This is a genomic window from Streptomyces sp. NPDC012466 (genome assembly GCF_042955215.1).
In the GTDB taxonomy this organism is placed as follows: domain Bacteria; phylum Actinomycetota; class Actinomycetes; order Streptomycetales; family Streptomycetaceae; genus Streptomyces.
In genome coordinates, this window is sequence record NZ_JBIBEQ010000001.1 from 464062 (window position 1) to 489783 (window position 25722).

27 protein-coding genes and 1 tRNA gene are annotated in these 25722 nt (G+C 72.4%); 8 read left to right on the plus strand and 20 right to left on the minus strand.

All coding sequences use genetic code 11. From position 1 onward, the window contains the following. Positions 1–31 precede the first annotated feature (31 nt). The 4 genes from ACFY9E_RS02120 to ACFY9E_RS02135 form a co-directional block, all read right to left on the minus strand. Complete coding sequence (locus tag ACFY9E_RS02120) at positions 32–1012, minus strand: pyruvate dehydrogenase complex E1 component subunit beta (RefSeq protein WP_390978460.1); 981 nt, start codon at positions 1010–1012, stop codon at positions 32–34. Further along, a complete protein-coding gene (locus tag ACFY9E_RS02125) occupies positions 1000–1977 on the minus strand; it encodes a thiamine pyrophosphate-dependent enzyme (RefSeq protein ID WP_390978462.1) in 978 nt (325 codons plus the stop codon). Before ACFY9E_RS02125 ends, ACFY9E_RS02120 begins: the two co-directional genes overlap by 13 nt. Continuing rightward, positions 1977–3302 carry a M24 family metallopeptidase gene (locus tag ACFY9E_RS02130; protein ID WP_390978464.1) on the minus strand — a complete coding sequence of 442 codons (1326 nt, stop codon included), beginning with the start codon at positions 3300–3302 and terminating at the stop codon, positions 1977–1979. The genes ACFY9E_RS02125 and ACFY9E_RS02130 overlap by 1 nt, the downstream gene beginning before the upstream one ends. Positions 3303–3370: 68 nt before the next feature. Continuing rightward, positions 3371–4048, minus strand: a complete 678-nt coding sequence (locus tag ACFY9E_RS02135; protein WP_390978466.1) for a cupin domain-containing protein — start codon at positions 4046–4048, stop codon at positions 3371–3373. A 182-nt stretch (positions 4049–4230) separates the two neighbouring features. On the opposite strand from ACFY9E_RS02135, the gene ACFY9E_RS02140 reads away from it, so the two are divergent. The 4 genes from ACFY9E_RS02140 (at position 4231) to ACFY9E_RS02155 (ending at position 7771) form a co-directional block, all read left to right on the plus strand. Beyond that, a complete protein-coding gene (locus ACFY9E_RS02140; protein WP_390978468.1) occupies positions 4231–5046 on the plus strand; it encodes a hypothetical protein in 816 nt (271 codons plus the stop codon). 159 nt (positions 5047–5205) lie between these two features. Beyond that, positions 5206–6018: an SAM-dependent methyltransferase gene (locus ACFY9E_RS02145; RefSeq protein ID WP_390978470.1), complete on the plus strand. Its 813-nt coding sequence runs from the start codon at positions 5206–5208 to the stop codon at positions 6016–6018. A gap of 181 nt (positions 6019–6199) precedes the next feature. Next, entirely contained in the window at positions 6200–6727 is a 528-nt protein-coding gene (locus ACFY9E_RS02150) for an NUDIX hydrolase family protein (protein WP_352117912.1), read from the plus strand. 42 nt (positions 6728–6769) lie between these two features. Beyond that, on the plus strand, positions 6770–7771 hold the full coding sequence (locus tag ACFY9E_RS02155; RefSeq protein WP_390978472.1) for a family 43 glycosylhydrolase: 1002 nt from the start codon (positions 6770–6772) through the stop codon (positions 7769–7771). Positions 7772–7842: 71 nt separating this feature from the next. On the opposite strand, the gene ACFY9E_RS02160 is transcribed toward ACFY9E_RS02155, so the two are convergent. Next, a tRNA-Pro gene (locus ACFY9E_RS02160) sits at positions 7843–7916 on the minus strand. A 135-nt stretch (positions 7917–8051) separates the two neighbouring features. Between ACFY9E_RS02160 and ACFY9E_RS02165 the strand changes: the two genes are divergently transcribed. Together ACFY9E_RS02165 and ACFY9E_RS02170 are read left to right on the plus strand one after the other, a co-directional pair. Next, positions 8052–8756: a transketolase gene (locus tag ACFY9E_RS02165; protein ID WP_390978474.1), complete on the plus strand. Its 705-nt coding sequence runs from the start codon at positions 8052–8054 to the stop codon at positions 8754–8756. 29 nt (positions 8757–8785) lie between these two features. Next, positions 8786–9697 (plus strand): transketolase C-terminal domain-containing protein, encoded by a 912-nt coding sequence (locus ACFY9E_RS02170; RefSeq protein WP_390978476.1) that lies wholly within the window; start codon positions 8786–8788, stop codon positions 9695–9697. 12 nt (positions 9698–9709) lie between these two features. Here the strand turns inward: ACFY9E_RS02170 and ACFY9E_RS02175 are convergent, their stop codons facing one another. The 12 genes from ACFY9E_RS02175 to ACFY9E_RS02230 form a co-directional block, all read right to left on the minus strand. Then, positions 9710–10066: an MmcQ/YjbR family DNA-binding protein gene (locus tag ACFY9E_RS02175; protein ID WP_390978478.1), complete on the minus strand. Its 357-nt coding sequence runs from the start codon at positions 10064–10066 to the stop codon at positions 9710–9712. 30 nt (positions 10067–10096) lie between these two features. Beyond that, positions 10097–10624: a GNAT family N-acetyltransferase gene (locus ACFY9E_RS02180; RefSeq protein WP_390978480.1), complete on the minus strand. Its 528-nt coding sequence runs from the start codon at positions 10622–10624 to the stop codon at positions 10097–10099. Further along, on the minus strand, positions 10621–11193 hold the full coding sequence (locus ACFY9E_RS02185; RefSeq protein WP_390978482.1) for a helix-turn-helix domain-containing protein: 573 nt from the start codon (positions 11191–11193) through the stop codon (positions 10621–10623). Before ACFY9E_RS02185 ends, ACFY9E_RS02180 begins: the two co-directional genes overlap by 4 nt. Positions 11194–11239: 46 nt before the next feature. Next, positions 11240–12142 (minus strand): LysR substrate-binding domain-containing protein, encoded by a 903-nt coding sequence (locus tag ACFY9E_RS02190; RefSeq protein WP_390978483.1) that lies wholly within the window; start codon positions 12140–12142, stop codon positions 11240–11242. Positions 12143–12178: 36 nt separating this feature from the next. After that, complete coding sequence (locus ACFY9E_RS02195) at positions 12179–13372, minus strand: glycine C-acetyltransferase (RefSeq protein ID WP_390978485.1); 1194 nt, start codon at positions 13370–13372, stop codon at positions 12179–12181. A gap of 35 nt (positions 13373–13407) precedes the next feature. Then, complete coding sequence (gene tdh, locus ACFY9E_RS02200; protein ID WP_390978487.1) at positions 13408–14436, minus strand: L-threonine 3-dehydrogenase; 1029 nt, start codon at positions 14434–14436, stop codon at positions 13408–13410. A gap of 180 nt (positions 14437–14616) precedes the next feature. Beyond that, the gene (locus tag ACFY9E_RS02205) at positions 14617–15189 is read right to left on the minus strand and encodes a GAF domain-containing protein (RefSeq protein WP_390978489.1); all 573 of its coding nucleotides are present in this window, start codon (positions 15187–15189) and stop codon (positions 14617–14619) included. 61 nt (positions 15190–15250) lie between these two features. Next, the gene (locus ACFY9E_RS02210; RefSeq protein ID WP_390978491.1) at positions 15251–15880 is read right to left on the minus strand and encodes an ATP/GTP-binding protein; all 630 of its coding nucleotides are present in this window, start codon (positions 15878–15880) and stop codon (positions 15251–15253) included. Next, a complete protein-coding gene (locus ACFY9E_RS02215; RefSeq protein ID WP_390980248.1) occupies positions 15858–16229 on the minus strand; it encodes a DUF742 domain-containing protein in 372 nt (123 codons plus the stop codon). Before ACFY9E_RS02215 ends, ACFY9E_RS02210 begins: the two co-directional genes overlap by 23 nt. A gap of 2 nt (positions 16230–16231) precedes the next feature. After that, a complete protein-coding gene (locus ACFY9E_RS02220) occupies positions 16232–16663 on the minus strand; it encodes a roadblock/LC7 domain-containing protein (RefSeq protein WP_030840841.1) in 432 nt (143 codons plus the stop codon). Between the two features lie 68 nt (positions 16664–16731). Beyond that, a complete protein-coding gene (locus ACFY9E_RS02225) occupies positions 16732–18987 on the minus strand; it encodes an ATP-binding protein (protein ID WP_390978493.1) in 2256 nt (751 codons plus the stop codon). A 613-nt stretch (positions 18988–19600) separates the two neighbouring features. Beyond that, the gene (locus ACFY9E_RS02230) at positions 19601–20866 is read right to left on the minus strand and encodes an MBL fold metallo-hydrolase (RefSeq protein WP_390978495.1); all 1266 of its coding nucleotides are present in this window, start codon (positions 20864–20866) and stop codon (positions 19601–19603) included. 128 nt (positions 20867–20994) lie between these two features. Between ACFY9E_RS02230 and ACFY9E_RS02235 the strand changes: the two genes are divergently transcribed. Next, on the plus strand, positions 20995–22173 hold the full coding sequence (locus ACFY9E_RS02235) for a Glu/Leu/Phe/Val dehydrogenase dimerization domain-containing protein (protein ID WP_390978497.1): 1179 nt from the start codon (positions 20995–20997) through the stop codon (positions 22171–22173). Between the two features lie 89 nt (positions 22174–22262). Beyond that, positions 22263–22880: a TetR family transcriptional regulator C-terminal domain-containing protein gene (locus ACFY9E_RS02240; RefSeq protein ID WP_390978499.1), complete on the plus strand. Its 618-nt coding sequence runs from the start codon at positions 22263–22265 to the stop codon at positions 22878–22880. A 74-nt stretch (positions 22881–22954) separates the two neighbouring features. Here ACFY9E_RS02240 and ACFY9E_RS02245 read toward each other — a convergent pair whose 3' ends face one another. The 3 genes from ACFY9E_RS02245 to ACFY9E_RS02255 all read right to left on the minus strand — a co-directional run bounded on the left by ACFY9E_RS02245 (position 22955) and on the right by ACFY9E_RS02255 (position 25720). Beyond that, a complete protein-coding gene (locus ACFY9E_RS02245; protein ID WP_390980250.1) occupies positions 22955–23740 on the minus strand; it encodes a GDSL-type esterase/lipase family protein in 786 nt (261 codons plus the stop codon). A gap of 145 nt (positions 23741–23885) precedes the next feature. Continuing rightward, positions 23886–24599, minus strand: coding sequence for a DUF6250 domain-containing protein (locus ACFY9E_RS02250; protein ID WP_390978501.1), 714 nt, complete (start codon positions 24597–24599; stop codon positions 23886–23888). A gap of 206 nt (positions 24600–24805) precedes the next feature. Continuing rightward, the gene (locus ACFY9E_RS02255) at positions 24806–25720 is read right to left on the minus strand and encodes a peptidoglycan DD-metalloendopeptidase family protein (RefSeq protein WP_390978502.1); all 915 of its coding nucleotides are present in this window, start codon (positions 25718–25720) and stop codon (positions 24806–24808) included. Between the last annotated feature and the right edge of the window lie 2 nt (positions 25721–25722).

Sequence of the window (25722 nt, forward strand, 5' to 3'; positions counted from 1 at the left end):
CCCATGGGGTGTTCGATGGCGGGTGTGCGGCTCAGTACGCGGCGAGCCCGCGGACCTCCGTGACGACCTTGTCGACGGTGGGGATGACCTGCTCCTCCAGCGCGTCGGCGAACGGCAGCGGGACGCACTCCCCCGCCACCCGGCGCACGGGCGCGTCCAGCAGGCCGAAGCCCTCGTCGGCGACGACCGAGACGACGGTGGCGCCCCAGCCGCCCTGGTACGGGTTCTCCTCGACGGTGACGAGCCGCGAGGTCTTGCCCAACGAGGCGAGGACGGTCGCGGCGTCCAGGGGGACCAGACAGCGCAGGTCGACGACTTCGGCCTCGACCCCCTCCCCCGCCAGCACGTCGGCGGCCTTCAGGGCCAAGGGCACCATGGAGGCGAGCGCGACGAGCGTGACGTCCGCGCCCTCCCGCACGACCGAGGCCCGGCCCAGCTCGACGACGTGATCGGGCGGAGCCGGTGACCCCTTGCTCGCGAGCAGCCCCTTGTGCTCGAAGAAGACCACCGGGTCGTCGCTGCGGATCGCCGCCGCCATCATGCCGACGACGTCGGCGGGTGTCGCCGGTGCCGCGATCCTCAGACCGGGCACGGTCAGGGCCCAGTTCTCGGTGGCCTGGGAGTGCTGGGCGCCGAAGCCGAGCCCGCCGCCGTTGGCGGTGCGTACGACGAGAGGCACGGTCACCTGGCCGCCGGTCATGTAGCGGACCTTCGGGATCTCGTTGGCGAGGTAGTCCCAGCAGCAGGCCAGGAAGTCGGAGAACATGATCTCCACGACGGGCCGCATCCCGGTCATGGCGGCACCCATCGCCGCGCCCACGATGGCCTGTTCGGAGATGGGCGTGTCCCACACGCGTTCGGGCCCGAACTCCTCTCGCAGCCCCGTGGTCGTCTTGAACACCCCGCCGGCCGCGCCGATGTCCTCCCCGAGGCACACCACCGAGGCGTCCCGGCGCATCTCGCGTGCGATGCCCTCGGCGACCGCGTCCCGGTAGGTGATCACGTCCGCCATGCGGCACCTCCGTCCGCCCACACGTCGGTCAGCGCCTCGCGCGGATCGGGCGGCGGCGCGGCCTTCGCCGCCGCCACGGCCCGCTCCACCACGGTCCGGGCCCGCTCGTCGGCCTCGGCGACCGCGTCCGCGCCCACCCCCAGTTCGGCCAGGCGCCCCCGCGCGAGGTCCAGCGGGTCGTGCTTGAGCCAGCGTTCGACCTCCTCGGCCGGGCGGTAGGCCGCCGGGTCGGCGCGGCTGTGCCCGAAGTGACGGTAGGTCTCGGCCTCCAGCACGGCGGGCCCGTCTCCGGCCCGGGCCCGCCGCGCGAGCCGCCCCACCGCCTCCTCGACCGCCTCGACGTCGTTGCCGTCGACGACCTCGCCCGGGATGCCGTGGGCAGGGGCCCGGTCGGCGGCGGGGCGGGCCACGGCCGTGACGTCGGCGATCGGCGTGTACTCCATGTACAGGTTGTTCTCGCACACGAACAGCACCGGCAGTTTCCACACCGCGGCCAGGTTGAGCGATTCGTGAAAGGCGCCGATGTTGGTCGCGCCGTCGCCGAAGAAGGCGACCGCGAGCTGCTCGGTGCCGCGCAGCCGGGCCGACCAGGCCGCCCCCACCGCCATCGGAAGGTGGGAACCGACGATGGCGTACGAGCCGAGCATGTGGGTGGCCGCCTTGGTCAGGTGCATGGAGCCGCCCTTGGCCTTGCACAGCCCGGTCGCCCGGCTCATCAGCTCGGCGAGGCACTCCTCGGGCGTGGCGCCCCGGGCCAGGGCATGGTGGTGGCCCCTATAGGTGGCGAACACGTAGTCGTCCGGGCGCAGGGCGGCACTCGCGCCCACGGCGATCGCCTCCTGCCCGGCGGCCAGATGCGTGGTGCCCTTCACGAGACCTCGCAGGAACAGGTCGTGGGCGGCCTTCTCCGTGCGGCGGATGACGTTCATCCGCTCGTAGCAGTCGAGGAGGGCGGTGGCGTCCATCAGCGGTCCCGGGTGTTGAGGTGGGACTGCGCCTCGCGCCGGGTGTTCAGCTCGCCGCCCACCGTCCAGTACTTGCGCCCGGCCACCAGCAGGTCCTCGGCGGGGAACTTGGTGATGACCTCGCAGCCGTCGGCGGTGACGACCAGTTCCTCCTCGATCCGGGCGGCGGACCAGCCGTCGGCGGCCGGCCAGTACGTCTCCAGGGCGAACACCATGCCCTCTTCGAGGACTTCGGGGTGGTCGAGGGAGACCAGACGGCTGAAGATCGGCTTCTCCCAGATCGACAGGCCGACGCCGTGGCCGTACTGGAGGGCGAAGGCGGCGGTCTCGTCGGCGAAGCCGAACTCCTCCGCACGCGGCCAGACCCGCACGATGTCGGCGGTGGTAGCGCCCGGCCGGACCAGGGCGATCGCCTCGTCCATGAAGGCACGGCAGCGCACATAGGCATCCCGCTGCGCACCGGAGGCGCTGCCGACGGCGAACGTGCGGTAGTAGCAGGTGCGGTAGCCGAGGTGGCTGTGCAGGATGTCGAAGAAGGCGGGGTCGCCGGGGCGGATCAGACGGTCGCTGTAGACGTGCGGATGCGGCGAACAGCGCTCGCCCGAGATGGCGTTGACGCCTTCGACGTACTCGCTGCCGAGGTCGTAGAGCACCTTGCTGACCACTCCGACGCACTCGTTCTCGCGCACCCCCGGGCGCAGGTACCCGTACAGCTCCTCGTAGGCCGCGTCGACCATGGCGCAGGCCTGGGTGAGCAGGGCGATCTCGTCGCCGGTCTTGATCCGGCGGGCCTCCAGGAAGACCTGCTGCCCATCGACGACGCCGATGCCCTCGGCGCGCAGCGCGGCGAGGACCGGCATCTCGGCGACGTCGACACCGAGGGGTTCGCCCGCGAGACCGTGGTCGCGCAGCTCGGCGGCGATCTTGGCGGCGACGTCCTCGGCGATCCCGGCGTCCGGATGGAAGGCGCCGCGCAGGGTGGAGATGCCGGCGCGGGCACCGGTGGGCGGGCCGCCCTTGCCGTCGCTGTAGTCGAGCCAGGGGTTGTACAGCTGGTGGTGGCGGGCGGCGGAGCCGAAGTCCCAGACGACCGGTTCGCCGTCGCGCACCAGCAGGGCGAAGCGGATCAGCTTGTCCATCGCCCAGGTGCCGATGTGGGTGGCCGTCATGTAGCGGATGTTGGCGAAGTCGAAGCTGAGCACCGCGCCGAGCTCGGAGCGGTTCAGGGACTCGTGCAGCCGGGCCAGCCGCTGTCCGCGCAGCCGGTCCAGGTCGATGCGCTCTTCCCAGTCGACGGCGTTGGGTCCGTATGTGTGGATCGCCATGGCGACCACCCCCACTTCGGAGTGAACGCCCGAGTGCGGTGGGTGTCAAGTGTCACTGAACAAGGCTGTCACCCGGCATCGCCGGACACGAACCAGACGCCCACAGCCGGTACCTCTCCATCGTTGCGGTAGCGGTGGGGGGTCGTCGACTCGAAGCAGACGGAGTCGCCCGGCCGCACGGTGTACTCCTCGAAACCGAGGGTGAGGATCAGCTCGCCCGAGGTCAGATAGCCGTACTCGGTTCCGGGGTGCCGCATGAGCGCGCCGGAGCCGGAGGACGAGCCACCGGGCCGGTATGTCACCAGCAGGAAGTCGGCCTCCGCGCCCGGGACCCGCCCGAGACGCTCCCACACGACCCCCGAGTCCAGCTCCAGCGTCTCCCGCCCGCCCGCACCGACCAGGGGCCCGATCCGCCGCCCCGGATCAGCCGCGAAGGCGGCGAGGGCGTGCGGCACGGTGGCGGGGACGGCGGCGAGCGGCCCCGCTCCGACGCCCGCCCGGACCGGCTCCTGGGCCCCGTCCCCGGCTCCCTTCCCCGCATCGAAGAGGGACTCGACGGAGATCCCCAGCGCCGTGGTGATCGCGTACAGCGTGCTGACGGACGGCTGGCTCTTCCCGGTCTCGATCTGCGACACCAGACTCGCCGACACGCCGATCTCCCGGGCCAGCGCACGCAGAGTCGTCCCGCGCTCCAGGCGCGCCTGCCGGATACGCGCGCCGACGGGCGGCACGACGGCGGATGACACGGGCGGCTCCTCTGCTCGGGCTGCGTGTGCAGCTTCATTGAACAGCGCGCGCCGCCTCTGACGCCAGGAGCCGGAAGTTCCCTGCCTTGCGGTCCTCACCCGAACGGTCCGGCGCCGGTGGTGGGCCGTGGGGGGCGGTGGTGCGCTGAGGGCACGCGTCACGTCCCCAGGAGGCACTCCCGATGACCCGTCGTCCGTCCCGCCTCGTCCGCGTCCTCTCCCCCGCCCTGGCGGCGAGCACGCTGCTCGCCACCGCGGCCTGCTCGGACGACGGCGGCACGGACGGTGCGCGCGTCCCGGGCGTCACCGCGTCCCAGGCCGCCGCGCAGCGGCAGACCCCCTCCCCCACCGCCACGCTCTCCACGGACGGCGCCCGGACCGCGCTGATCACCGAGGCGGACATCGAGGACGACTGGACGCAGGTGAAGGACACGGAGGCGAAGAGCTGGCACGACAGCCTGCTCATCGGCACCGTCGACGTCTCCGACTTCCTCACCGCCAAGGCCCAGGCGGCCGACTGCCGGCGGCTCCTCGACTCCCTCTTCGACGACGATCTGCTGGGCAGACCGTCGGGCGCGTCCGAACTGCGCGGCTTCCAGCAGGGCGACTCCCGCCTGCTGTACCAGGTCGCCTCCTACGACCGCACCGACCCGCAGGACTCCCTGACGTGGATGGCGACCCTGCCGGAGAAGTGCGATCAGTTCACCGTGACCGACGGCAAGGAGCAGCGCACCGTCCAGGTCATCGGGATCTCGCTGCCCAAGGTCGGCGACGCCCGTCAGGGCCTGCGCGTGACGGTGCGGGGCTCGACCGGCGGCGACGAGGCCACGCTGACCCTGGACGTCGCCGCCGTCCGCGTGGGCAACGACGCGATCACCGTCACGGCGGGCGGGCTCGACGGGGACGAGAACGACTCCGTCCAGCAGGCGGTGCAACAGGGCACCCAGCGTCTGAAGGACGTCCTGGCCGGGAAGTCGCCCGCCGCGAGCCCCCAGTAGAGCGGCCCGCACGGCAAGCCGCCTCCTCCCGCACGCCTGCCCCGCCCCAACCTCCGTCCCCGCTGCGCCGATTCCCGGGACAGCGTGATCACCGGAGCGGCACAATGGCGCCGATGACCGGTTTCGGTCGTTCGTGCGAGTGCGAGGAGAGGACGAGTCGTGAGTGATGGCCACACCCCTTCAGGCGGGTCGGCGAGGCTGAACACCGGTGTGGCGCACAACGCGCGCGTGTGGAACTACTGGATCGGCGGCAAGGACAACTACGAGGTCGACCAGCGGGTCGGCGAGCAGGTCGCCGGCATGTTCCCGATCATCCGGGACATCGCCCGCGCCGACCGCGACTTCCTCGGCCGGGCCGTGTCGTTCCTCGCCGGTGAGCGCGGTGTGCGGCAGTTCCTCGACATCGGCACGGGACTGCCGACGGCGGACAACACCCACGAGATCGCCCAGCGCCTCGCGCCCGACTCGCGCATCGTCTACGTCGACAACGACCCGATCGTGCTGGTGCACGCCCGCACACTGCTGACCGGCACCCACGACGGCGTCACCTCCTACATCGACGCCGATGTGCACGACCCGGACGCCATCCTCGAACGGGCGGGGCAGACCCTCGACTTCGCGCAGCCCATCGCCGTGATGATGCTGGGCATCCTCAACTTCGTCCTGGACGTCGACAAGGCCCGGGACATCGTGCGCCGGGTGATGGCCGCGGTGCCGTCGGGCAGCTTCCTGGTCCTCACCCACCCGACCTTCGACGACGAGCTGGGCGGCGCGGGCCAGATCCCGGCCATGAAGTTCTGGAACGAGAACGCCACTCCCCCGATCACCGCCCGCGCCGGCGCGGACATCGCCGCGTTCTTCGAGGGGCTGGAGCTGCTGGAGCCGGGCATGGTGTCGTGCGGCCAGTGGCGTGCCGAGCCCGGCTCGGCCGTGCTGGTGCCGCAGTACGGCGCGGTGGCCGTGAAACCCTGACACGCGGCGGTGCCGTCGCGGCAGACAGCAGAGCCCGGGCGCGACGACGCCCTCACGGTCCACCGGCCGGCGGCCGAGGGGCAGGAGGACGATTGAACGGGCGTGTGGCCGGTCACAGTTCTCCTGGAGCGGCTACCCAGGAAGTCCGAACGGCTGAAAGTATGATCAAGCAATGTCTGACATGACCGAAACCACGCCCGGCTGGCTGTCCTCCGACGAACTGGAGATGACACGCGCCCGCATGCCGATCCTGTACGTCGAGGCCGTCCCGGTCCGCGTCGACGACAGCGGCGAAGTCACCAGCGTCGGCCTGCTGCTGCGCATCGGCCCCGACGGCACGGTCAGCCGGACGCTGGTCTCCGGCCGCGTGCTGCACCACGAACGCGTCCGCGACGCCCTCCTGCGCCATCTGGAGAAGGACCTCGGCCCGGTCGCGCTGCCCCGCGTCCCGGCGTCGCTCCAGCCGTTCACGGTCGCGGAGTACTTCCCGACGCAGGGCGTCACGGCGTACCACGACCCCCGCCAGCACGCGGTGTCCCTCGCCTACATCGTGCCGGTGACGGGCGACTGCCGGCCCCGGCAGGACGCGCTCGACCTGGTGTGGTTCAGCCCGCGGGAGGCCGTCTCGGAGGCGGTGCAGAGCGAGATGCCGGGTGGGCACGGAGTGCTGCTGAAGCAGGCGCTGGCGCATGCGGGCTGCGTGATCTGACCGCCGGGCGGTCAGCGGAGGACCGGGAGAGGACCCTCGCCGATGCGGCTTGACGACATGCCGCTGCACGACCCGTTCGTCGTCGCCGACGACACGACCCGCACCTACCACCTGTACACGTCCAACGTCCCGTCCGTGTCGGGCGTGGACGGCACCGGCACGATGGTCTACCGCAGCCACGACCTGCGCGACTGGACGCTGCCCGTGGTGGTCTTCCTGACCGCCGGGCAGGAGGGCATCTGGGCCGTGGACGGGGCGTGGGCGCCGGAGGTGCACGCGTGGGCCGGCAGGTACTACCTGTTCACGACCCTGCACAACGCGAGCCGTCCGCTCGCCGCCCCGCCGCCGAACCGATGGGGTGTGCCCTTCCGGACCCCGACCCACATGCGCGGCACGATCACGGCGGTCTCCGACTCCCTGCTCGGCCCCTTCACGGTCCTCGACCCGTCCCGGCCGGTGCCGCCCGAGCACCTCATGACCCTGGACGGCACGCTGTACGCCGACCCGTCCGGGCAGCCCTGGATGGTGTACGCGCACGAGTGGCTGCAGACCATCGACGGCACGATGGAGGCGGTCCGCCTGACCCCGGACCTGTCCCGGACGGCCGGCGACCCGGTGTTCCTCTTCAAGGCCTCGGACGCGCCCTGGACCGGCGAGCAGATCCCCGCCGGCGTCCCGCACCAGCTCCCGCCGTACATCACCGACGGCCCCCAGCTGTACCGCACCCCTGACGGTTCCCTGCTCATGCTGTGGTCGACCTACGAGAAGAACACGGCCGGTCGGGACGGCACCGTCAGCGGCGGCTACGTGCAGACCTACGCCGTGTCGCGATCCGGGGACCTCGCGGGACCCTGGGAGCAGCGCCGCCCGCTGGTCCGCGACGACAGCGGCCACGGCATGCTCTTCCGCACCTTCGACGGCCGCCTGATGATGATCCTCCACCGGCCCTTCGAGAACGCCCGCGGCAAGCTGTACGAGATGCGACTCGACGGCCACGAGCTGGAGGTTTCCCGCCGACGGGACGACCTGGACGGCGGCGGCTGACCCCGCCCGGTGACGGCCCCGAACGCGACCGGAGGGTCCGCCGATGTCGGCAGACCCTCCGGTCGACTCTGTCGGGACGACAGGATTTGAACCTGCGACCCCTTGACCCCCAGTCAAGTGCGCTACCAAGCTGCGCCACGTCCCGTTGCCCGTCTGACCTGGGGATTCCCCCGGCCGAACGCGCAGGGAAACAATACCGCACTCGCGCCGGTGATCGCGCATCCGTTTCCCGGCGACACCGCTTGACCTCAAGCTTGGTCGAGGTTGCACGCTCGTCGTCATGACCAACGCGACGCGGACGCACACGTACACGTATGCCGACCTGCCGGGCCTGATGGGCCTGATGACCGGGGACGAGAAGCACGGCCCGGCCGCGACGTCCACCCTGGACGTGCTGTGGGTCCTCTACGACCGGGTGCTGCGAGTGAGCCCGAAGAGCAGGACCGACCCGGGGCGGGACCGGTTCCTGCTGTCCAAGGGGCACGGGCCGATGGCGTACTACGCCGTGCTGGCGGCCAAGGGCTTCGTGCCGGTGGAGTGGCTGCCGGGCTTCGGCTCGTACGACTCCCCGCTCGGCCACCATCCCGACCGGACGCTCGTGCCGGGGGCCGAGATCGGCAGCGGATCACTCGGGCACGGACTGCCGATCGCCGTCGGAACGGCGCTGGGGCTGCGCGCCCAGGGGTTCGACGAGCCGCGGGTGTGGACGCTGATCGGGGACGCCGAGCTGGACGAGGGCAGCAACCACGAGGCGATCGCCTTCGCCGGGGCCGCCGGGCTCGACCGGTTGCACACCGTCGTCGTCGACAACTCCTCCGCCACGTACGCGCGACCGGGCGGGATCGCCGCCCGTTTCGAGGCGGCGGGCTGGTCCGCGCTGACCGTCGACGGCCGTGACCACGAAGCCCTGTACACCGCCTTCACCGCGCCGCACCCGGGCCGCCCGCACGTGGTCGTGGCCCGGGTCGAGCCGAAGTCCGCCTGAGCTCCCGCACCGGAAGGAACCTCATCCCCATGGACACCATGCGAGACCGATTCGCCCCCGTCGTCTCCCGCCTGCTCGACGAGGACCCCCGGGTCGCCGTGGTCCTCGCCGCGATCGGCACGGACGGCTTCGCCGACGCCGCACGCCGCCATCCCGGCCGGGTCGTCGACGTCGGCATCCGCGAGCAGCTCCTGGTCGGGGCGGCGGCGGGGCTGGCGCTGACCGGGCTGCGACCCGTCGTGCACACCTTCGCCAGCTTCCTCGTGGAACGGCCCTTCGAGCAGATCAAGCTGGATCTCGGACACCAGGACGCGGGCGCGGTGCTGGTGAGCGCCGCCGCCTCGTTCGACTGGCCCGCGGGCGGTTACACCCACATGGCGCCGGGCGATGTGGCGCTGCTCGACACCCTGGACGGCTGGACCGTCCATGTGCCGGGGCATCCGGACGAGGCCGAGACGCTGCTGCGGCACGCGGTCGCGGCGGGCGACGACAAGGTGTACGTACGGCTGTCCGTCCAGGCCAACGAGCGCGCACTGCCCGTCGACGGGAATCGGTTCCACACCGTCCGCGAGGGGCGCTCCGGCGTCGTGGTCGCCGTGGGGCCGATGCTCGACGCGGTGCTCGCCGCCTCCGAAGGGCTGGACGTCACCGTCCTGTACGCCACCACCGTCCGCCCCTTCGACGCGGCCGCCCTGCGCCGGGCCACCGAGGCGGCCGGGACGGACGTCGTCCTCGTCGAGCCCTACCTGGCGGGGACGTCGACGGCCGCCGCGAACGACGCCCTGTCGGACGTGCCGCACCGTGTCCTCGGGCTGGGCGTGGGACGTCGCGAACTGCGGCGGTACGGGCAGCCCGCGGAGCACGCAGCCGCCCACGGACTCGACGCCCGGTCGCTGCGGGAGCGCATCGGGAGCTTCGTCGGGGCGGCCGTCAGGGTGTGAGACCGCGAGGCGTCACACCGCCGGCAGGCCGAGCCGGGGGTGGGCCTCCAGGAGGCGGGTCGGGGCCGCCTGACGCCACGAGTCGGCGAGGATGTCGCGCAGTTCGCCCTCGTCCTCGATGGCGTCGAGCCGGGCCCGCACCCAGGCGAACTGGGACTCGTGGTCGGCGATCCAGAACTTCCCCGGTTCGGCGAGCACCAGTTCGTCGCGCTCCTCCTTGGGGCAGCGCACGGCGATGGAGGTCTCCTCCTCCGGCAGGGTGGCGAACATCTTTCCCGCGACCCGGAACGTGGGCATGCTCCAGGCGATCTTCTCCGTCGTGTCCGGCAGGGACAGGGCGATCCGTCGTACGTCTTCGGCATCCGGCATGGCAGGCACCGTATCGGCTCTCACCGACCATCACCTGGTGAGAGCGGTTGCCGGTATGTGCTTGTAGTAGATCGTCGTGGGCCTCAGGACCCCGTCGGGGCTCGCCGCGTAGTCGGGGATCGCTCCGACCGGTGTCCAGCCGGCGGACCGGTACAGACGTTCCGCGGGGCTGCCGGTCTCGGTGTCCAGGTGCAGGAGGGTGACACCGGCCGCCGCGGCGGCGGCCTCAGCCGCGGCCAGGAGCCCACGGGCGAGGCCGCGTCCACGGGCGTCCGGGTGCACCATCAGCTTCACGAGTTCGGCGCGGTGCCGGCTGTTGGCCTTGCCGGGGAAGGCCAGGCTCACGGTGCCGAGCACCCGGTCCCCGTCGCACGCCGCCCACACGGCGAGCCGGCCCGCGGCGACCTCGGCGGCCCGCTCCTCCCACCAGTCGCGGGCCTCCGCAGGGCCGAGCGGAGCGAGGAAGCCGACCGAGGCGCCCCCGTTCACAGTGGCGGTCAGCAGGTCCGCCAACTCTGCCGAACAGGCGAGCAGCCGGGGTACGTCCAGGCGGATCACGGCCGCACCACCGCCAGCAGATAGCGGACGCCCTCGGGGGCCGTGCACCGGAACCGGGTCGGGCCCCACACTCGCATCCGCAGGCAGTCACCGGCGTCCAGGCGGTGTTCGGTGTCCTGCGTGGTCACCTCCAGGGCGCCCTCCAGGACCCAGATGTGCTGCTCCAGGCCGGCCACGGGCGGGCGGTCGTAGGCGAGGTCGGCGCCGGGTGAGAGGCGGGCCTCCACGAGTTCCCCGCGCAGGGCGGGGTGCGGCGGCGACACGGACCGCCGCACGAAGCCGGAGGCCCGGTCCTGCCAGACGGGCTGGCCGGTGGAGCGGACGACGGCCTGCGGTTCGGCCTCGACCTCGCTGAGGAGCTGGGACATGGTGCGGCCGTAGACGGCGCACAGGCGGTTCAGGAGTACGGCGGTGGGGCTGATCTCCGCCCGCTCGGCCCGGGACAGGGTGGACCGGCTCACCCCGCTGCGGTCGGCCAGTTCGCCCAGGGACCAGCCGTGTTCGGCCCGCAGTTCGGCCAGGCGCACGCCCAGCCGGGCGTCGAGTGGCTCCGTCTCGTCGCTTCTCATATGCGGGACGCTATCCCGGATATGAGACAGCACTGTTACGGACTCCTCACCCCTGGGCCGCCGCGCCGAGCGCGTCCAGCACCGGGCGGATGAGGGGGTGCTCCTCGGCTCCCCGGCGTACGGCGGCGAAGACCCGGCGGGTGGGGGCCGTTCCGTCGACGGGGCGGACCACCACCCCGGTGAGGTCCATTCCGCGCAGCGCCGAGCGCGGCACCAGGGCGACGCCCGCGTCGGCCGAGGCGAGGGCGACGACCGCGCGGAAATCGTCCGAGGAGTGCTCCATGCGGGGCTGGAAACCGGCGCTCTCGCAGGCCAGCACCACCACGTCGTGGCAGGGGTTGCCGGGGTACGGACCGATCCAGGGGTCCTTGGCCAGTTCGGCGAGCGGCACCTCGGCCGCGTCGGCCAGGCGGTGGGTGACCGGGACGACGGCGTCGAAGGGCTCGGCGTACAGCGGTAGGTGCGCCAGTCGCGGGTCGTCGGCGGGCGGGGCCCCGCGATACTCCACGGCGACGGCGACATCGACCTGCCGGTCCAGCACCATCGGCAGGCTCGCGTCACCCTCGGCGTCCTGGACGCTTATGCGGATCCCGGGCGCCGACCGGGCGAGAGAGGCCACGGCGGGCGCGACGACCAGGGCGATGCCCGTCGCGAAGGAGGCGACCGTGACGGTGCCGGCCGCGCCCGAGCTGTACGCGGCGAGCTCGGCCTCGGCCCGCTCCAGCTGGGCGAGGACGGCGTTGGTGTGGTTGAGCAGGATCTCGCCGGCCGGGGTGAGCCGTACGCCCTTGGCGCCGCGCTCGACGAGCCGGTGGCCGGTCTCCTGCTCCAGGGCGGCGAGCTGCTGGGAGACGGCCGACGGGGTGAGGTACAGCGCGGCGGCAGCCGCCGTCACCGTACGGTGGTCGGCCACCGCCCGGAGGATGTGCAGCCGCCGCGCTTCGATCATGCGATCGATTGTCTCAAATTCGCCCCGTGCTGTCGGTCAGCCCTCCAGCTCGGCGCGTGCCGCCACGAACGCGTCGACCGCGCGGTTGACATCGTCCGTGGAGTGCGCGGCCGACAGCTGGACGCGGATCCTGGCCTGGCCCTGCGGCACCACCGGGTACGAGAAGCCGATGACGTAGACGCCGCGCTCCAGCAGCAGCTCCGCCATGCGTCCGGCGACCGCCGCGTCGCCGATCATCACCGGAGCGATGGCGTGGTCGCCGGGAAGGACGTCGAAGCCCTCTTCGGTCATACGGCTGCGGAAGAGGGCCGTGTTCTCGGCCAGCCGGACGCGCAGGTCGTCCGCCGACTCCAGCAGGTCGAGCACCTTCAGCGAGGCAGCGGCGATCACCGGGGCGAGGGTGTTGGAGAACAGGTAGGGCCTCGAGCGCTGGCGCAGCAGGGCGACGATCTCGGCGCGGGCCGCCACGTAACCGCCGGACGCGCCGCCGAGGGCCTTGCCGAGGGTGCCGGTGATGATGTCGACGCGGTCCATGACGCCGTGCAGCTCGGGCGTGCCGCGGCCGCCGGGGCCGACGAAGCCGACCGCGTGGGAGTCGTCGACCATGACCATCGCGTCGTAGCGGTCGGCGAGGTCGCAGATCTCGCGCAGCGGGGCCACGTAGCCGTCCATGGAGAAGACGCCGTCGGTGACGATCAGGCGGCGGCGCGCGTCGGAGGCCTCCTTCAGACGGGCCTCCAGTTCGGCCATGTCACGGTTGGCGTACCTGAGGCGGCGGGCCTTGGACAGGCGGATGCCGTCGATGATGGAGGCGTGGTTCAGCGCGTCGGAGATGACCGCGTCCTCCGGGCCGAGCAGCGTCTCGAACACACCGCCGTTGGCGTCGAAGCAGGAGGAGTACAGGATCGTGTCCTCCTGGCCGAGGAACGCCGAGAGCCGCGCCTCGAGTTCCTTGTGCACCTCCTGGGTGCCGCAGATGAAGCGGACGGACGCCATGCCGTAGCCCCAGCGGTCCAGGGCCTGGTGGGCGGCGGCGACGACCTCGGGGTGGTCGGCGAGACCGAGGTAGTTGTTGGCGCAGAAGTTGAGGACCTCGCCGGGGCGGCCGCCCGCGGTGACGTTCACGGTGGCGGACTGCGGGGTGCCGATCACGCGCTCGGGCTTGTGCAGGCCGGCGGCGCGGATCTCGTCGAGGGTGGCGCGCAGGTCGTCGCGCACGGAGTCGAACATCAGGAAGCTCCTAAGGTGCTTGCGGTGAAGGGGAATTACGCGGTCCAGTCGAGGATGACCTTGCCGCCGCGGCCGCTCGCCGCGTCCTCGAACGCCGCCTCGTAGTCACGGTGGCCGTAGCGGCCGGTGATGACGGGCGAGAGGTCCAGGCCGGCCTCCAGCAGGACGGACATGGCGTACCAGGTCTCGAACATCTCACGGCCGTAGATGCCCTTGATGGTGATCATCGAGGTGACGACGCGGGCCCAGTCGACGGGGAACTCCTGCGCGGGCAGGCCGAGCATCGCGATCCGGCCACCGTGCGTCATGTTGGCGATCATGTCGCGCATGGCCTCGGGGCGGCCGGACATCTCCAGGCCGATGTCGAAGCCCTCGCGCAGCCCGAGGGCGCGCTGGCCGTCGGCGATGGTGGAGCCGGAGACGTCCAGCGCGAGGCTGACACCGATCTTGCGGGCCAGCTCCAGCCGCTCCTCGCTGACGTCGGTGATCATGACGTTGCGGGCGCCGGCGTGCTGGGCCACGGCGGCGGCCATCAGACCGATCGGGCCCGCGCCGGTGATCAGGACGTCCTCGCCGACCAGCGGGAACGACAGCGCGGTGTGCACGGCGTTGCCGAACGGGTCGAAGATCGCGGCCACGTCGAGGTCGACGGGGACCCGGTGCACCCAGACGTTGGCGGCGGGCAGCGCGACGTACTCGGCGAACGCCCCGTCCCGTCCCACCCCGAGCCCCACGGTGGCCCGGCACAGGTGCCGGCGTCCGGCCAGGCAGTTGCGGCACTTGCCGCACACCAGGTGGCCCTCGCCGCTGACCCGGTCGCCGATGGCGATGTCGGTGACGTCCCGCCCGGTCTCGACGACCTCGCCGACGAACTCGTGCCCGAGCACGAGCGGGGTGCTGATCGCCTGCTGCGCCCAGCCGTCCCAGGCCCGGATGTGCAGGTCGGTGCCGCAGATTCCGGTGCGCAGCACCTTGATGAGTACGTCTCGGGGCCCGACGGTGGGCTCGGGGACGTCCGCGAGCCACAGCCCGGGCTCCGCCTTCTGCTTGACCAGCGCCTTCACCGCTACGGCTCCTGAGGATGAGTCCCGGCTCCGGGCATGCCGAAGGAACCCCTGGACCGGGAGAGGAGTGGGATCGCACAGCAATCTGCCGTACGGCGGCACGCCGGTCCATCGAGGTTTTCTTAAGCGGCGCCTCAGCTTTCCTTCACGCCCTCGGGGGTCCCGCCAGGACCCCGGGCTTCAGTAGGGCGGCAGGCCGTCCCGGGACTCCAGCTCGATGACGAGCTGCGTGGCGTGTTCCTTGATCGCCGTCAGGCCCGGCTTCCCCCACGGCCGCGGCACGACGTCCGCGACGCTGACCGTGCCCAGCACCAGTCCCGTGCCGTCGATGAGCGGAGCTCCCAGATAGGAGCGGATGCCGAATTCGTCGACCACCGGGTTGCCGGCGAACCGCGGGAAGTCGCCGACGTCCTCCAGGGCGAGGGCCTTGCGGCGCGCCACCACATGGGGGCAGAAGCCGTGGTCGCGGGGCAGGGCACGGCCGAGGCGCGGGGTGGTGCCGTCGCTGCGCACCACCGGTGCGACAGCCGGCACGTACAGGCCCGCGTAGAACTGCCCCTGTTCGTCGGGGAGGTTGACCATGGCGTACGGCGCCCCGGTGAACTCGGCGAGGCGGTGCGCGAAGGCGTCGAGTGCGGGTTCGGGGCGCTCCCCCAGGCCCAGTCGGCGCAGTCGGCGGGTGCGGGCGGGGGCCTCCTTGTCCTCGGGTGTGAGCAGCAGACGACCGGCCGGGCGCGGCGGGTCGTAGGTCATGGGCGTGCTCCTGGGCTGTGGACTTGCGTCATATAGGGGCTCCCTGGTGGGTGTGAGGGGGTCACATGTGGGCGCCGTACCCGGTCGCGGGGGCCGGCGTGTGGGCGATGAGATGACGCACCAGGGTCAACAGGGTCTGGACCCCGGAGCTGGAGATCCGTGCGTCGCAGCGCACGACGGGCACGTCGTCGGACAGGTCGAGGGCACCTCGCACTTCCTCGGGGTCGTAGCGGTAGGAGCCGTCGAACTCGTTGACCGCGACGATGAAGCCGAGGCCGCGCTGTTCGAAGAAGTCGACGGCCGCGAAACACTCCTGGAGTCTGCGGGTGTCGGCGAGGATGACCGCGCCGAGCGCGCCCTCGCACAACTCGTCCCACATGAACCAGAACCTCTCCTGTCCGGGGGTGCCGAACAGGTAGAGCACGTGTTCCGGGTCGAGGGTGATGCGGCCGAAGTCCATGGCCACGGTCGTCTCGACCTTGTTCTCGATGCCGTCGAGGTTGTCGGTCGCGGCACTGACGGTGGTGAGCAGTTCCTCCGTGCTGAGCGGCGCGATCTCGCTGACCGCGCCGACGAAGGTCGTCTTGCCCACGCCGAACCCGCCCGCCACCAGGATCTTCAGCGCGGTGGGGAACGGGTCGGCGCCGTGGGCCGGTCCGCCGGTGTAGTCAGAGCTGTCGTCGTAGTCCATCGAGCACTGCCTCCAGAAGGGCCCGGTCCGTCGGGTTGTGGTGGAACGCGGGGGGCTTGGTGGTCAGCGCCCCGCAGTCGACGAGGTCCGCCAGCAGCACCTTGGTGACGGCCACCGGCAGTTTGAGATGGGCGGCGACCTCGGCGACGGCGACGGGTACCCGGGACCGTTCGAGCGCCTGCGCGTGCTCGGGGCCGAGATAGCCGAGGGGGGTCGCCCCGGTGGCCATCACCTGCGACACGAGGTCGAGCGCGACGGTGGGACGGGTGCGGCCGTTGCTGACCGTGAACGGCCGCACCAGCCGCCCGGCCGCGTCGTCGAGCCAGGGCCCGTCACCGGCCGCCGTCACGCTCAAGGCCTCATCGCCGGGGATTCGACGGACTGCCGGGGAGCGGTCACCAGGTAGGGACGGACGCTCTTGACCAGCATCGCCATCTCGTAGCCCAGCACGGCCGCGTCGGCCTCGCGGCCGGCGAGCACGGCCAGGCAGGTGCCGGAGCCCGCGGTGGTGACGAACAGCAGGGTGGAGGCGAGTTCGACGACGACCTGCCGCACGTCGCCGCCGTCGCCGAAGCGGACACCGGCGCTGCGGCCGAGGGAGTACAGGCCGGAGGCCAGGGCTGCCATGTGGTCGGCGCTGTCCGGGTCGAGGCCGTGAACGGACTTCACCAGCCCGTCGCAGGACAGCAGCACGGCGGCGGTCGTGTGCGGCACGCGCTGCACGAGGCCGCTCATCAGCCAGTCGAGGTCGGAAACATGGGCGGTCGGCGCATCGCTCGCCATGGTGGATCGACTCCTTGGGGTACGAAGGTCTGCGGGAGCGCTGGGGGTGGGGGTGGAACGGGGGGTGGTCATCCGGCGGGTGCGCTCCCGTCCTGCCGGGTGGTGGTCGTGCGGTGGTCGGAACGGGCCCCGGGGGCCGGCCTGTTCGAGGGGGACAGCTCCGAGGGGAGCGCCTCGAGGTGGACCGGCCGAACGGGCATCGGGTCCTTGTGGGCGGACTGGCTGGATGCCGAGTCCGTGTGGGCGGAGTCCATGTAGGCGGAGTCCATGTGGGCGACGTCCGTGAGGGCAGAGTCCGTGTCGGCGGAGTCCATGTGGGCGGACCCCATATCGGCGGACTCCATGTGGGCCCCCTCCACGTCGCCCCACGCGGTGGTGCCGGCCTCCATGTTCTGCTGGGCCTCGGCGAGGCTGATGCCGCGCTGGAAGGCCGCCATCAGACCGGGGTCGTGGCCCACGAGGTGCTCGGGCTCCTGACGGGGCGTCGGGCCGTCGCGCAGCTGTGGTGCGATGTGCTCCTGCGCGCGGCGACGGGGCAGTTGGGGCTTGCCCATGGTGCCGCGCACGGTGCCCTTGCGGGGGGTGGGCGGCGCGGTCCCGTTCTCGGCCAGGACGCGCCGGTCGTCGGGTGTGATGCCGGGGCGTGCCTCGGCCGGGGTGGGCCGCTCCCGTCGGGCCCCGCGCACGGGCAGGGGCGCGGGCGGGCCGTCCTGCGGGCTCCCGCCCGGGGCCTGTTGGGGTTCCTGCACGTGTCCTTGGGGCAGGGCCTCGTGCCGTTGGGGCAGGGCCTGGTGCCCTTGAGACGCGGCGGGTGTGGCGAGCGGGGCAGACGGCTCTGATCCGGACGCGGGCAGCGGCACGGAGGAGACCCCGAAGGCACCGTCCCCGGCCGGGGAGACCCACCCGGACACGCCGCCGGCTCCGGCACCGGCACCGGCACCGGCCTGCCCGTTCTGTCCATGACGATGACGCCCGGACTGCCCCGACTGCCCGCCCGGCCCGGTCCGGCCGGCCTGCCCGTCCTGTCGCCCCGGCACAGCCGGACGTTCCGCTCCGGCCGCCGCTGCGCCCTCCGGCTCCCCCGTGCCCCCGGGGGTCCCTGCCCCCGGCTCCGCCCCCAGCAGCGCCTGCGGTACGACGAGCACCGCCTGGACTCCGCCGTAGATGTTGGTCTGGAGGCGGACGGTGATGCCGTGCCGGCGGGCGAGCTGGGAGACGACGAACAACCCGATCCGGCCGTCCGCGAGGAGGCGGGCGACGTTCACCTGGTCGGGATCGGCGAGCAGCGCGTTCATCCGCGTCTGCTCCTCCAGGGGCATGCCGAGTCCACGGTCCTCGACCTCGACGGCGAGCCCGGAGGTGACGAGGTTGGCGCGCAGCAGCACCTGGGTGTGCGGGGCGGAGAACACCGTGGCGTTCTCCACGAGTTCGGCCAGGAGATGGATGACGTCGGCGACGGCGTGGCCGCGCAGCTGTCCGTCGATGGGCGGCACGAGCTTGACCCGCGAGTACTGCTCGACCTCGGCGATGGCCGAGCGCAGCACCTCGGTCATGGAGACCGGGTTGCTCCACTGCCGACGGGAGACGGCCCCGCCCAGCACGGCGAGGTTCTCGGCGTGGCGGCGGATGCGGGTGGCGAGGTGGTCGACGTGGAAGAGCCCCTTGAGCAGGTCGGGGTCCTCCATCTCGTTCTCCAGCTCGTCGAGGATGGAGATCTCGCGGTGCACGAGTGACTGCAGGCGCCGGGCGAGGTTGACGAACACCTCGAGCTTCTGTTCGCTGCCGGCCTGGCTGGAGAGCTGGGAAGCCTGCACGACGGCGGTGACGGCGCCGTCGTGCGCGCGGGACAGGTCGGCGGTGAGGAGGTCGAAGTCGTCGGCGTCCTCGGCGGGATCGCCGTTCCGGCTCTGCGGCGCGAGCTGCGGCGGGCCGTCGCCGCGGCGCAGCGTCTCGACGAGGGTGCGCAGGTCGGCCTCGCGCCGCGCGGTGCTGCGGCGCAGGATGCCGATGCGGTCGTGCACGGACCGGGCGGCCCGGTTGGCGGCGATCGCGGCGACGGCGATGCCGACGAGGGCCACGAAGACCGCGCCGCCGAGCACGGCCCACAGGGTGGGGCCGGGCCGCGTGCCGGTGGACCGGACGGTGAAGAGGACGGCGGCGCAGCCGCTGAGGGCGACGGCGACGGGCGGCAGCACCGCGAGGCGCAGCAGCTGGGGCCGTATATGGGTCTCGGGCAGCGCGGGTGCGGTGCGGACGGCAGGCCGCCCGTGCCGCCCGCCCTCACGGCGGTCTGCGCGTGCGGCCGGGGCGCGGAGGTGAGACATCGGTGTCCTCGTACTGGTCCGTCGGGCCTGGGTGCCAGGGGCGCTTGCGGTGGTGCGGCCGGGTTCGCGTGGCCGCTTGCGCGCCCCCCGGGCCGCGCGCCCGGACTCCCCCCGTTGCCGCACGGCCCCGGCTCCGGCGTGACCCGCGTGCCGGCCCGGGCCGGAGACCCCGGCGGCACCGGCGCCGACCCCGGCGGCATCCACGCCGTCGACGGCGGCCACCGCGTCACCGGCCCCGGCGCCCGCCTCGGTGATCCCACCCGTGCCGGCGTCGGTGGTACGCGGGCAGCGGGAATCCCCGTCGCGTCGACTCCCTCGTCCGCCCTGCGCCTGCACGTGCCGGCCCCCACTCCCCTGATCCGTCCTGTTTCCCGACGGCCACTGACAGTAGTCGCCAGCGCATCATGTGCGGTGGGCAGTTGACAAACTCATACGGTGAGCGTCCCGCTCTGGTATGAGGTCTCGTACGACAGACCGATAACACCCTCGTACATCCGACCAAGAACGAGAAGATTTCGATCCGACCTGGCCAGAAGCGGTCACACAAAGACGGCGAGGGTCGGGGAGCCTTTCGCTCCCCGACCCTCGCCGTCCGCTTGCCGTCCGCTCCGGATCAGCCCGCCGGGAGCGTTTCGGGGTCCTCGGTGCCCTTGTCGGCCCGACCAGAACCGTCACTCACCGTATCGGCCTGGGCCACGGCTGCCGTGTCCGACGCGGCCTTGATACCGGCTCCGGCGAGGGCCTCCGTCACCGGACGACCCCCCTTCGGGGCGAGCGCCACCCCACGCCACCACGGCTCCGAGGGGACCGTCTCCGCCGTGGGCTCGAAGGGCTCACCGGGCCGGGGCAGGGCGACACCGGCGCCCACCGCGCGGGCGGCCGCGAGGGTCCCCTCGCCGGGGTCCGCCCACGGGTGCGTCGCCAGGTTGAAGGTGGCCCAGTGGATCGGCAGCATCGGGCCGTGCTCCGCTCCGCCCTGGAGGTCGAGATGGGCGCGCACGCCCTCCTGCGGGGTCATGTGGATGTCGGGCCAGAAGTCGGAGTACGCGCCGATCTGGATCATCGTGGCGTCGAACGGACCGTGCTCGGCGCCGATCTCCTTGAAGCCGTCGAAGTAGCCGGTGTCGCCGCTGTGGTAGATCCGGTGCTCCTCACCGGCGACGACCCAGGACGCCCACAGGGTGTGCTGGGTGTTGCGCAGCCCTCGGCCGCAGAAGTGCCGGGCCGGGGTGGCGGTCAGGGTGAGGCCGCCGATCCCGGTGGCCTCGTGCCAGTCCAGCTCGCGCAGCCGGTCGGCGGACACGCCCCAGTGCTCCAGGTGCGCGCCGACGCCGAGGGGCACGGCGAAGAGCGTGTCCGTGCCCGCGAGCGCCTTGATGGTGGGCATGTCCAGATGGTCGTAGTGGTCGTGCGAGATGACCACGACGTCGACCGGGCCGAGCGCCGCCAGCGGCACGGGCACGGGATGCAGCCGCTTGGGTCCGGCGAAGGGGAAGGGGGAGCAGCGTTCGCCCCACACCGGGTCGAACAGGACGCGCCGGCCGTCGATCTCGGCGAGCACGCTGGAGTGCCCCATCCAGGTCAGCCGCAGCCCGGTGGCCGGGGGCCGGGCGATGTCGGCGAGGGTGGTGGAGTGCACCGGAACGGTGCCCTTCGGGGTGCGGCGGGGCCGGGTGTCCTTGTCGAAGAAGACCTTCGCGAAGTCCAGGGTCGAGCCCGAGGGCCGGGTCCGCGCGGGGCCGCCGGGGTTCTGGAAGATCCCGTCCTCGAAGTGGGGCGATCTGCGGATGCGCGCCATGCGCTCACCACCAGGGTCCGCGCCGAACGCCCCGGGTCGCAGCGCGCGGAGCCCGGAGCTCAGGGTACGGAAACCGGCCACGGTACCTCCAGGTGGAGTCGGTCAGGCTTTCCATTATGGTCGGCCCCTCCGACATCTCCGGGGCACAGGGGTCCCACCGAAGGAGATACTGACCGATGATTCAGTAATCCGACGGCGAAGGAGCCCGAATGGCCATCCCCCTGCTGTCCCTGACCTGGACCGATCACCTCACGGGACGGCAGGGCTTCCTGGTCGTCGACCGGCTGGTGCGCGGGGTCGCCAGCGGCGGTCTGCGGATGCGCGCGGGCTGCACCCTCGACGAGGTCACCGGCCTGGCCCGCGGCATGACCGTGAAGGAGGCACTGCACTACGACCCCGCGAGCCGCTACGTCCCGCTCGGCGGTGCCAAGGGCGGCATCGACTGCGACCCCCGGGACCCGGAGGCGTACCCGCTGCTGGTGCGCTACCTGCGGGCGATGCGGCCGTACATAGAGAGCTGCTGGACCACGGGCGAGGACCTGGGGCTCACCCAGGACCTGGTGGACCGGGCCGCCGCCGAGGCGGGGCTGGTCTCCTCGATCCAGGCCGTGTATCCGCTGCTGGACGACGAGGCCGAGGCCCGGCGGCGGCTCCGGGACGCGTTCGCGGTCGAGGTCGACGGCATCGGGCTGGACGAGCTGGCCGGCGGCTGCGGTGTGGCCGAAGCCGCCCTGGCCGCACTGGACCGGGCCGGTGTGCCCTACACGGGGACGCGGGTCGCCCTCCAGGGGCTGGGCACCATGGGCGGGGCCACCGCGCGCTTCCTCACGCGCGCGGGGCTCACGGTCGTGGCCGTGGCCGATCTCAAGGGCACGGTCGCCAATCCGTCGGGGCTCGACGTCGAGGCGCTGCTCGCCGCGAGGGACGCCCACGGCACGGTGGACCGCTCGGCGCTGCGGCCCGGCGACCGCGAACTGCCGGGGGACGCCTGGCTGTCGGCGGACGCGGACGTACTGGTGCCGGCCGCCGTGTCGTACGCCATCGACGCCGGGAACCAGGAGCGCATCACGGCCCGCTGGGTCGTGGAGGCGGCCAACATGCCCGTGCGGCCGGAGGCGGAGCGCCTGCTGGCCGCGCGCGGGGTGACCGTGCTGCCGGACGTCGTGGTCAACTCCGGGACCAATGCCTGGTGGTGGTGGACGCTGTTCGGGGACATCGGCGCCGACGCCGAGGAGGCGTTCGCGTACACCCGCCGGTCGATGCGGGCCCTGGTCGAGCGGATGCTGGCCCGCGCCCAGGCCGACGGGACGACACCGCGGGCCGCGGCCCACGCGATCGCGGCGGACCGGCTGCCGCTGATCGCGGAGCGGTTCGGCTGGTACCGGTGAGGACGCGACGTCACCGCCGTTGCGGGCCTGGGCCGGACAGGCCGAAACGCCCCGTCGAGGCGCCGCACGCGCGTGGGTAGGGTGACCGCGTGACCAGAGTCCGGTTGAGTGTGGCTCAGCGGCGCGGGGATCTGCTGCGGGCCGCCATCGAGCAGATCGAGGCGCGGGGTGTGGCGGCGGTCAGGATCGCCGACGTGGCCTCCGCGCTCGGCGTGAGCAACGCGCTGGTCCTCTACCACTTCTCCACGAAGGAGCAGTTGGTCGCGGCCGCGTTCCGGCACGCGGCGGAGGGCGACCTCGCGCATCTGCGCAAGCTGCTCGGCCGCCGTTCGCCGGCGCTGCGCCGGTTGCGGTCGGCCGTACGGTGGTACGCCCCCACCGGGCAGGCCAAGGGCTGGCGGCTGTGGATCGAGGGCTGGGCGGCGGCACTGCGCGACCCCGTGCTGCGCGAGGTCGCCCAGGACCTCGACCGGCAGTGGAAGGCGGCCCTCGCCGAGGTCATCGCGGAGGGCGTGGCCGCCGGCGAGTTCCGCTGCCCGGACCCGCAGGGCACGGCCCTCCGTCTCACCGCCCTCCTCGACGGCCTCGCCGTGCAGCTGACGTCCTACGCCGGCGCGGTACCGCGAGCACGGGCCCAGGAGTGGGTGGAGGAGGCACTGGCCCGCGAGTTGGGGCTGGTGGAGGACGAGCGGCTGATGCCGTCGTAGCCGGTGTTTCGCTGCGCGTGCGGGCCGCGCCGGTGTTCCACCCGGCACGGCCCGCACGCGCAGCGAAACCGCTCTTACGCCACCGCTGCGATCCGCATCTTGATGTCGTCCGGCGACAGCGCCCCCTTGGCCGTCACATGGTCGCCCGACGACTCCCCGCGCAACCGGCGCCCGATCCACGGCACCAGGAAATCACGCGCCCAGGCGACGTTGTCCCGCCGCACGTCGAGAACGCCGCGCGGGGGCAGCGGAGGCCACGCCTGCTCGGGGTCGGCCGGCACGTCGAGGCCGAGCACCTGGCCCGCGCGGAGCGCCACGCGCGTGTGCCCCTCGGGCGACAGGTGCAGCCGGTCGGCGTCCCAGGCCCTGCGGTCCTGCACACTGCGCAGGGACCACAGGTCGAGCACCGGGCAGCCGTACCGGTCGGCGATGGCCCGGACGTGTCCGTTGTAGGTGGCGATCTTGCCGCGCAGGTGCTTGAGCACGGGCACGCCACGGGTGTCGAATCCGGTCGTCACCATGACCGTGCCGGACACCGCGGTGAGCTGGACCAGGGCCCGCTCGAAGCGCTCGGCCACCTCGTCGGGGTCGGTGCCGGGCCGGATGATGTCGTTGCCCCCGGCGCAGAACGAGACGAGGTCCGGGGCCATGGCGACGGCCCGCGGAACCTGGTCCGCCACGATCTGGTCGAGGAGCTTTCCGCGTACGGCGAGATTGGTGTACTGGAAGTCGCCCTCGGGCCTGCGGTCGGCGAGCAGGACGGCGAACCGGTCGGCCCAGCCGACGAACGCCCCGTCGGGGCCGGGATCCCCCACGCCCTCGGTGAAGCTGTCCCCCACCGCTACGTACGACCCGATCACTGCTCTGCTGTCACTCTTCGAATCGTCTGCCACAGCGGTCCATGATTCACCTTCGAATGTGACCTACGCGACCGTAGGAAAGGGTTGACTGGCGGTGAGATAAGCCACTCCTAAAGGGTTCGCCAACTCCGGAATACACCGCTTGTCAGGGCTGTTTCGGGGTGAGGCGCCAGACCCGGAATCCGCTGATCCGGAAATGGCTCCAGACGGTCCGGAAGGCGAAGTGCCCGCTCGTGTACGGCTGCGGGTCGGTGTAGCCGAAGACGAGCCGCCCGTTGTTCCACCATTGGACCGTGGAGCCGTCGGAGACGATCCGGACCCGGTTCGGCTCGCCCGGCACCAGCAGCGGCTCGGTGTAGTCGAAGACCAGGGGGCGGACACCGGGCCGGCCGACGTAACGACGCAGCCGGGTCGTGGTGTTGTAGTTGGCGCCGTAGCCCGCGTAGTACGTCGTGAGGTGGTCGTACTCGTCGAGGGCCCCGGCGCGCGGGGTCGCGAAGAGGTCGTCCGGGGAGCGGACGTCGGTCGCGTTCCAGAAGTTGTTGAGGTCCGAGACCCGGTCGTTCACCCCGCCCGCGGAGACCGGGGTCGCGGTGTATTCGAGCATGTACGGCCCTTCGAGCCGCTGCCTGAACCACACGGTCGCGCCGCTCGGCACGTCGATCTCCAGGATGCCGCGGGAGGCGGTGACGGTGCCGCCGTCCTGGAGTTCGGTCACCCACTGCCCGAGGCCGTGACAGAAGTCGTCGCGGGCGACCAGGCGGCGACGGGACGCGGCGTGCGCGCCGGCCGTCGGGGCGAGGGCCGCCAGGGCGGCTCCGGCGGCCAGGGCTCCGAACGCTCTGCGGGTGGTCGGCACGGGACACAGCTCCTGGGGATCCGTCGGGAAGACCCGGGGAAAGCGCTTGCACTCCGGACGGGATCACTCTGCCCCAACTCCCGCCGCCTGTCGATCCCTTGTCGCCCCTCGGGGGGGTGATCGGCGAGCGCGCACACCGAAGGCCGGACCCCGGGGATCGGGGTCCGGCCTTCGGTCGCGTGTCAGGCAGGTGGTCGTGCGGCCGGTCAGCCGACGGAGACGCCGTGCGAGCGCAGGAAGGCGACCGGGTCCACGTCCGAGCCGTAGTCCGGCGTGGTGCGGATCTCGAAGTGCAGGTGCGGTCCGGTCACGTTGCCGGTGGCGCCCGACAGGCCGACCTGCTGCCCGGCGGTCACGGTCTGGCCGGCCGAGACGGAGAGCTGGGACAGGTGGGCGTACTGGGCGTAGTAGCCGTCGGCGAGCTTGATGACGACCTGGTTGCCGTAGGCGCCGCCCCAGCCGGCGGAGACGACGGTGCCCGCGCCGACGGCCTTGAGGGAGGTCCCGGTCGGGACGACGAAGTCGACACCGGTGTGGTAGCCGCTGGACCACATGCTGCCGGACATGTGGTATGGGGTGCCGACGGTGGCACCGGTCACCGGGAGGGTGAAGCCACTGGAGTTGCTCTCGGCGGCGGGCTTGGCGGCGGCCGGCTTCGCGGCGGTCGCCGCCTTCGGGGCCGACTCGGCGGCGGACGGCTTCGAGGCCGAGGCCTTCGGCGCGGCCGGGGCCGACGCCTTGGGCGCGCTCGCCGCCTTCTTGCCGATCGACAGCTTCAGGCCCGGGTGGATCAGCGACGGGTCGGAGCCGACGGCGTCACGGTTGTCCGCGTAGAGCTTCTTCCAGCCGCCGCTGACGTTCTGGTCGTCGGCGATCCTCGCGAGGTAGTCGCCGGCCTTCACGGTGTACGTACGGGCGCCGGTGGCCTTTTCGGCGGCCTTCTTGCCGGCGGCCGGAGCCGACTGGACGGCCTTTTCCGGAGCCGACTGCGGGGTGGCGGCGTGAGCGCCGGCGGCCCCCACGAGCGGCAGGGCGAGAGCGGCCCCGCCGGTTCCGGCGACGGCGATGGAGCGGGTGAAACGCTGGGTTTTGGGACGGCGGTGCTTACCCTTCGCGGGCATGG

Coding starts and splice junctions, on each gene's coding strand:
- ACFY9E_RS02210 (WP_390978491.1), bottom strand. CDS start 15,880: ATGGACTACGACGACAGCTCTGACTACACCGGCGGACCGGCCCACGGC.
- ACFY9E_RS02205 (WP_390978489.1), bottom strand. CDS start 15,189: ATGACCTACGACCCGCCGCGCCCGGCCGGTCGTCTGCTGCTCACACCC.
- ACFY9E_RS02125 (WP_390978462.1), bottom strand. CDS start 1,977: ATGGACGCCACCGCCCTCCTCGACTGCTACGAGCGGATGAACGTCATC.
- ACFY9E_RS02175 (WP_390978478.1), bottom strand. CDS start 10,066: ATGCCGGATGCCGAAGACGTACGACGGATCGCCCTGTCCCTGCCGGAC.
- ACFY9E_RS02140 (WP_390978468.1), top strand. CDS start 4,231: ATGACCCGTCGTCCGTCCCGCCTCGTCCGCGTCCTCTCCCCCGCCCTG.
- ACFY9E_RS02170 (WP_390978476.1), top strand. CDS start 8,786: ATGGACACCATGCGAGACCGATTCGCCCCCGTCGTCTCCCGCCTGCTC.
- ACFY9E_RS02225 (WP_390978493.1), bottom strand. CDS start 18,987: ATGTCTCACCTCCGCGCCCCGGCCGCACGCGCAGACCGCCGTGAGGGC.
- ACFY9E_RS02155 (WP_390978472.1), top strand. CDS start 6,770: ATGCGGCTTGACGACATGCCGCTGCACGACCCGTTCGTCGTCGCCGAC.
- ACFY9E_RS02190 (WP_390978483.1), bottom strand. CDS start 12,142: ATGATCGAAGCGCGGCGGCTGCACATCCTCCGGGCGGTGGCCGACCAC.
- ACFY9E_RS02235 (WP_390978497.1), top strand. CDS start 20,995: ATGGCCATCCCCCTGCTGTCCCTGACCTGGACCGATCACCTCACGGGA.
- ACFY9E_RS02185 (WP_390978482.1), bottom strand. CDS start 11,193: ATGAGAAGCGACGAGACGGAGCCACTCGACGCCCGGCTGGGCGTGCGC.
- ACFY9E_RS02120 (WP_390978460.1), bottom strand. CDS start 1,012: ATGGCGGACGTGATCACCTACCGGGACGCGGTCGCCGAGGGCATCGCA.
- ACFY9E_RS02255 (WP_390978502.1), bottom strand. CDS start 25,720: ATGCCCGCGAAGGGTAAGCACCGCCGTCCCAAAACCCAGCGTTTCACC.
- ACFY9E_RS02220 (WP_030840841.1), bottom strand. CDS start 16,663: ATGGCGAGCGATGCGCCGACCGCCCATGTTTCCGACCTCGACTGGCTG.
- ACFY9E_RS02130 (WP_390978464.1), bottom strand. CDS start 3,302: ATGGCGATCCACACATACGGACCCAACGCCGTCGACTGGGAAGAGCGC.
- ACFY9E_RS02195 (WP_390978485.1), bottom strand. CDS start 13,372: ATGTTCGACTCCGTGCGCGACGACCTGCGCGCCACCCTCGACGAGATC.
- ACFY9E_RS02150 (WP_352117912.1), top strand. CDS start 6,200: ATGACCGAAACCACGCCCGGCTGGCTGTCCTCCGACGAACTGGAGATG.
- ACFY9E_RS02165 (WP_390978474.1), top strand. CDS start 8,052: ATGACCAACGCGACGCGGACGCACACGTACACGTATGCCGACCTGCCG.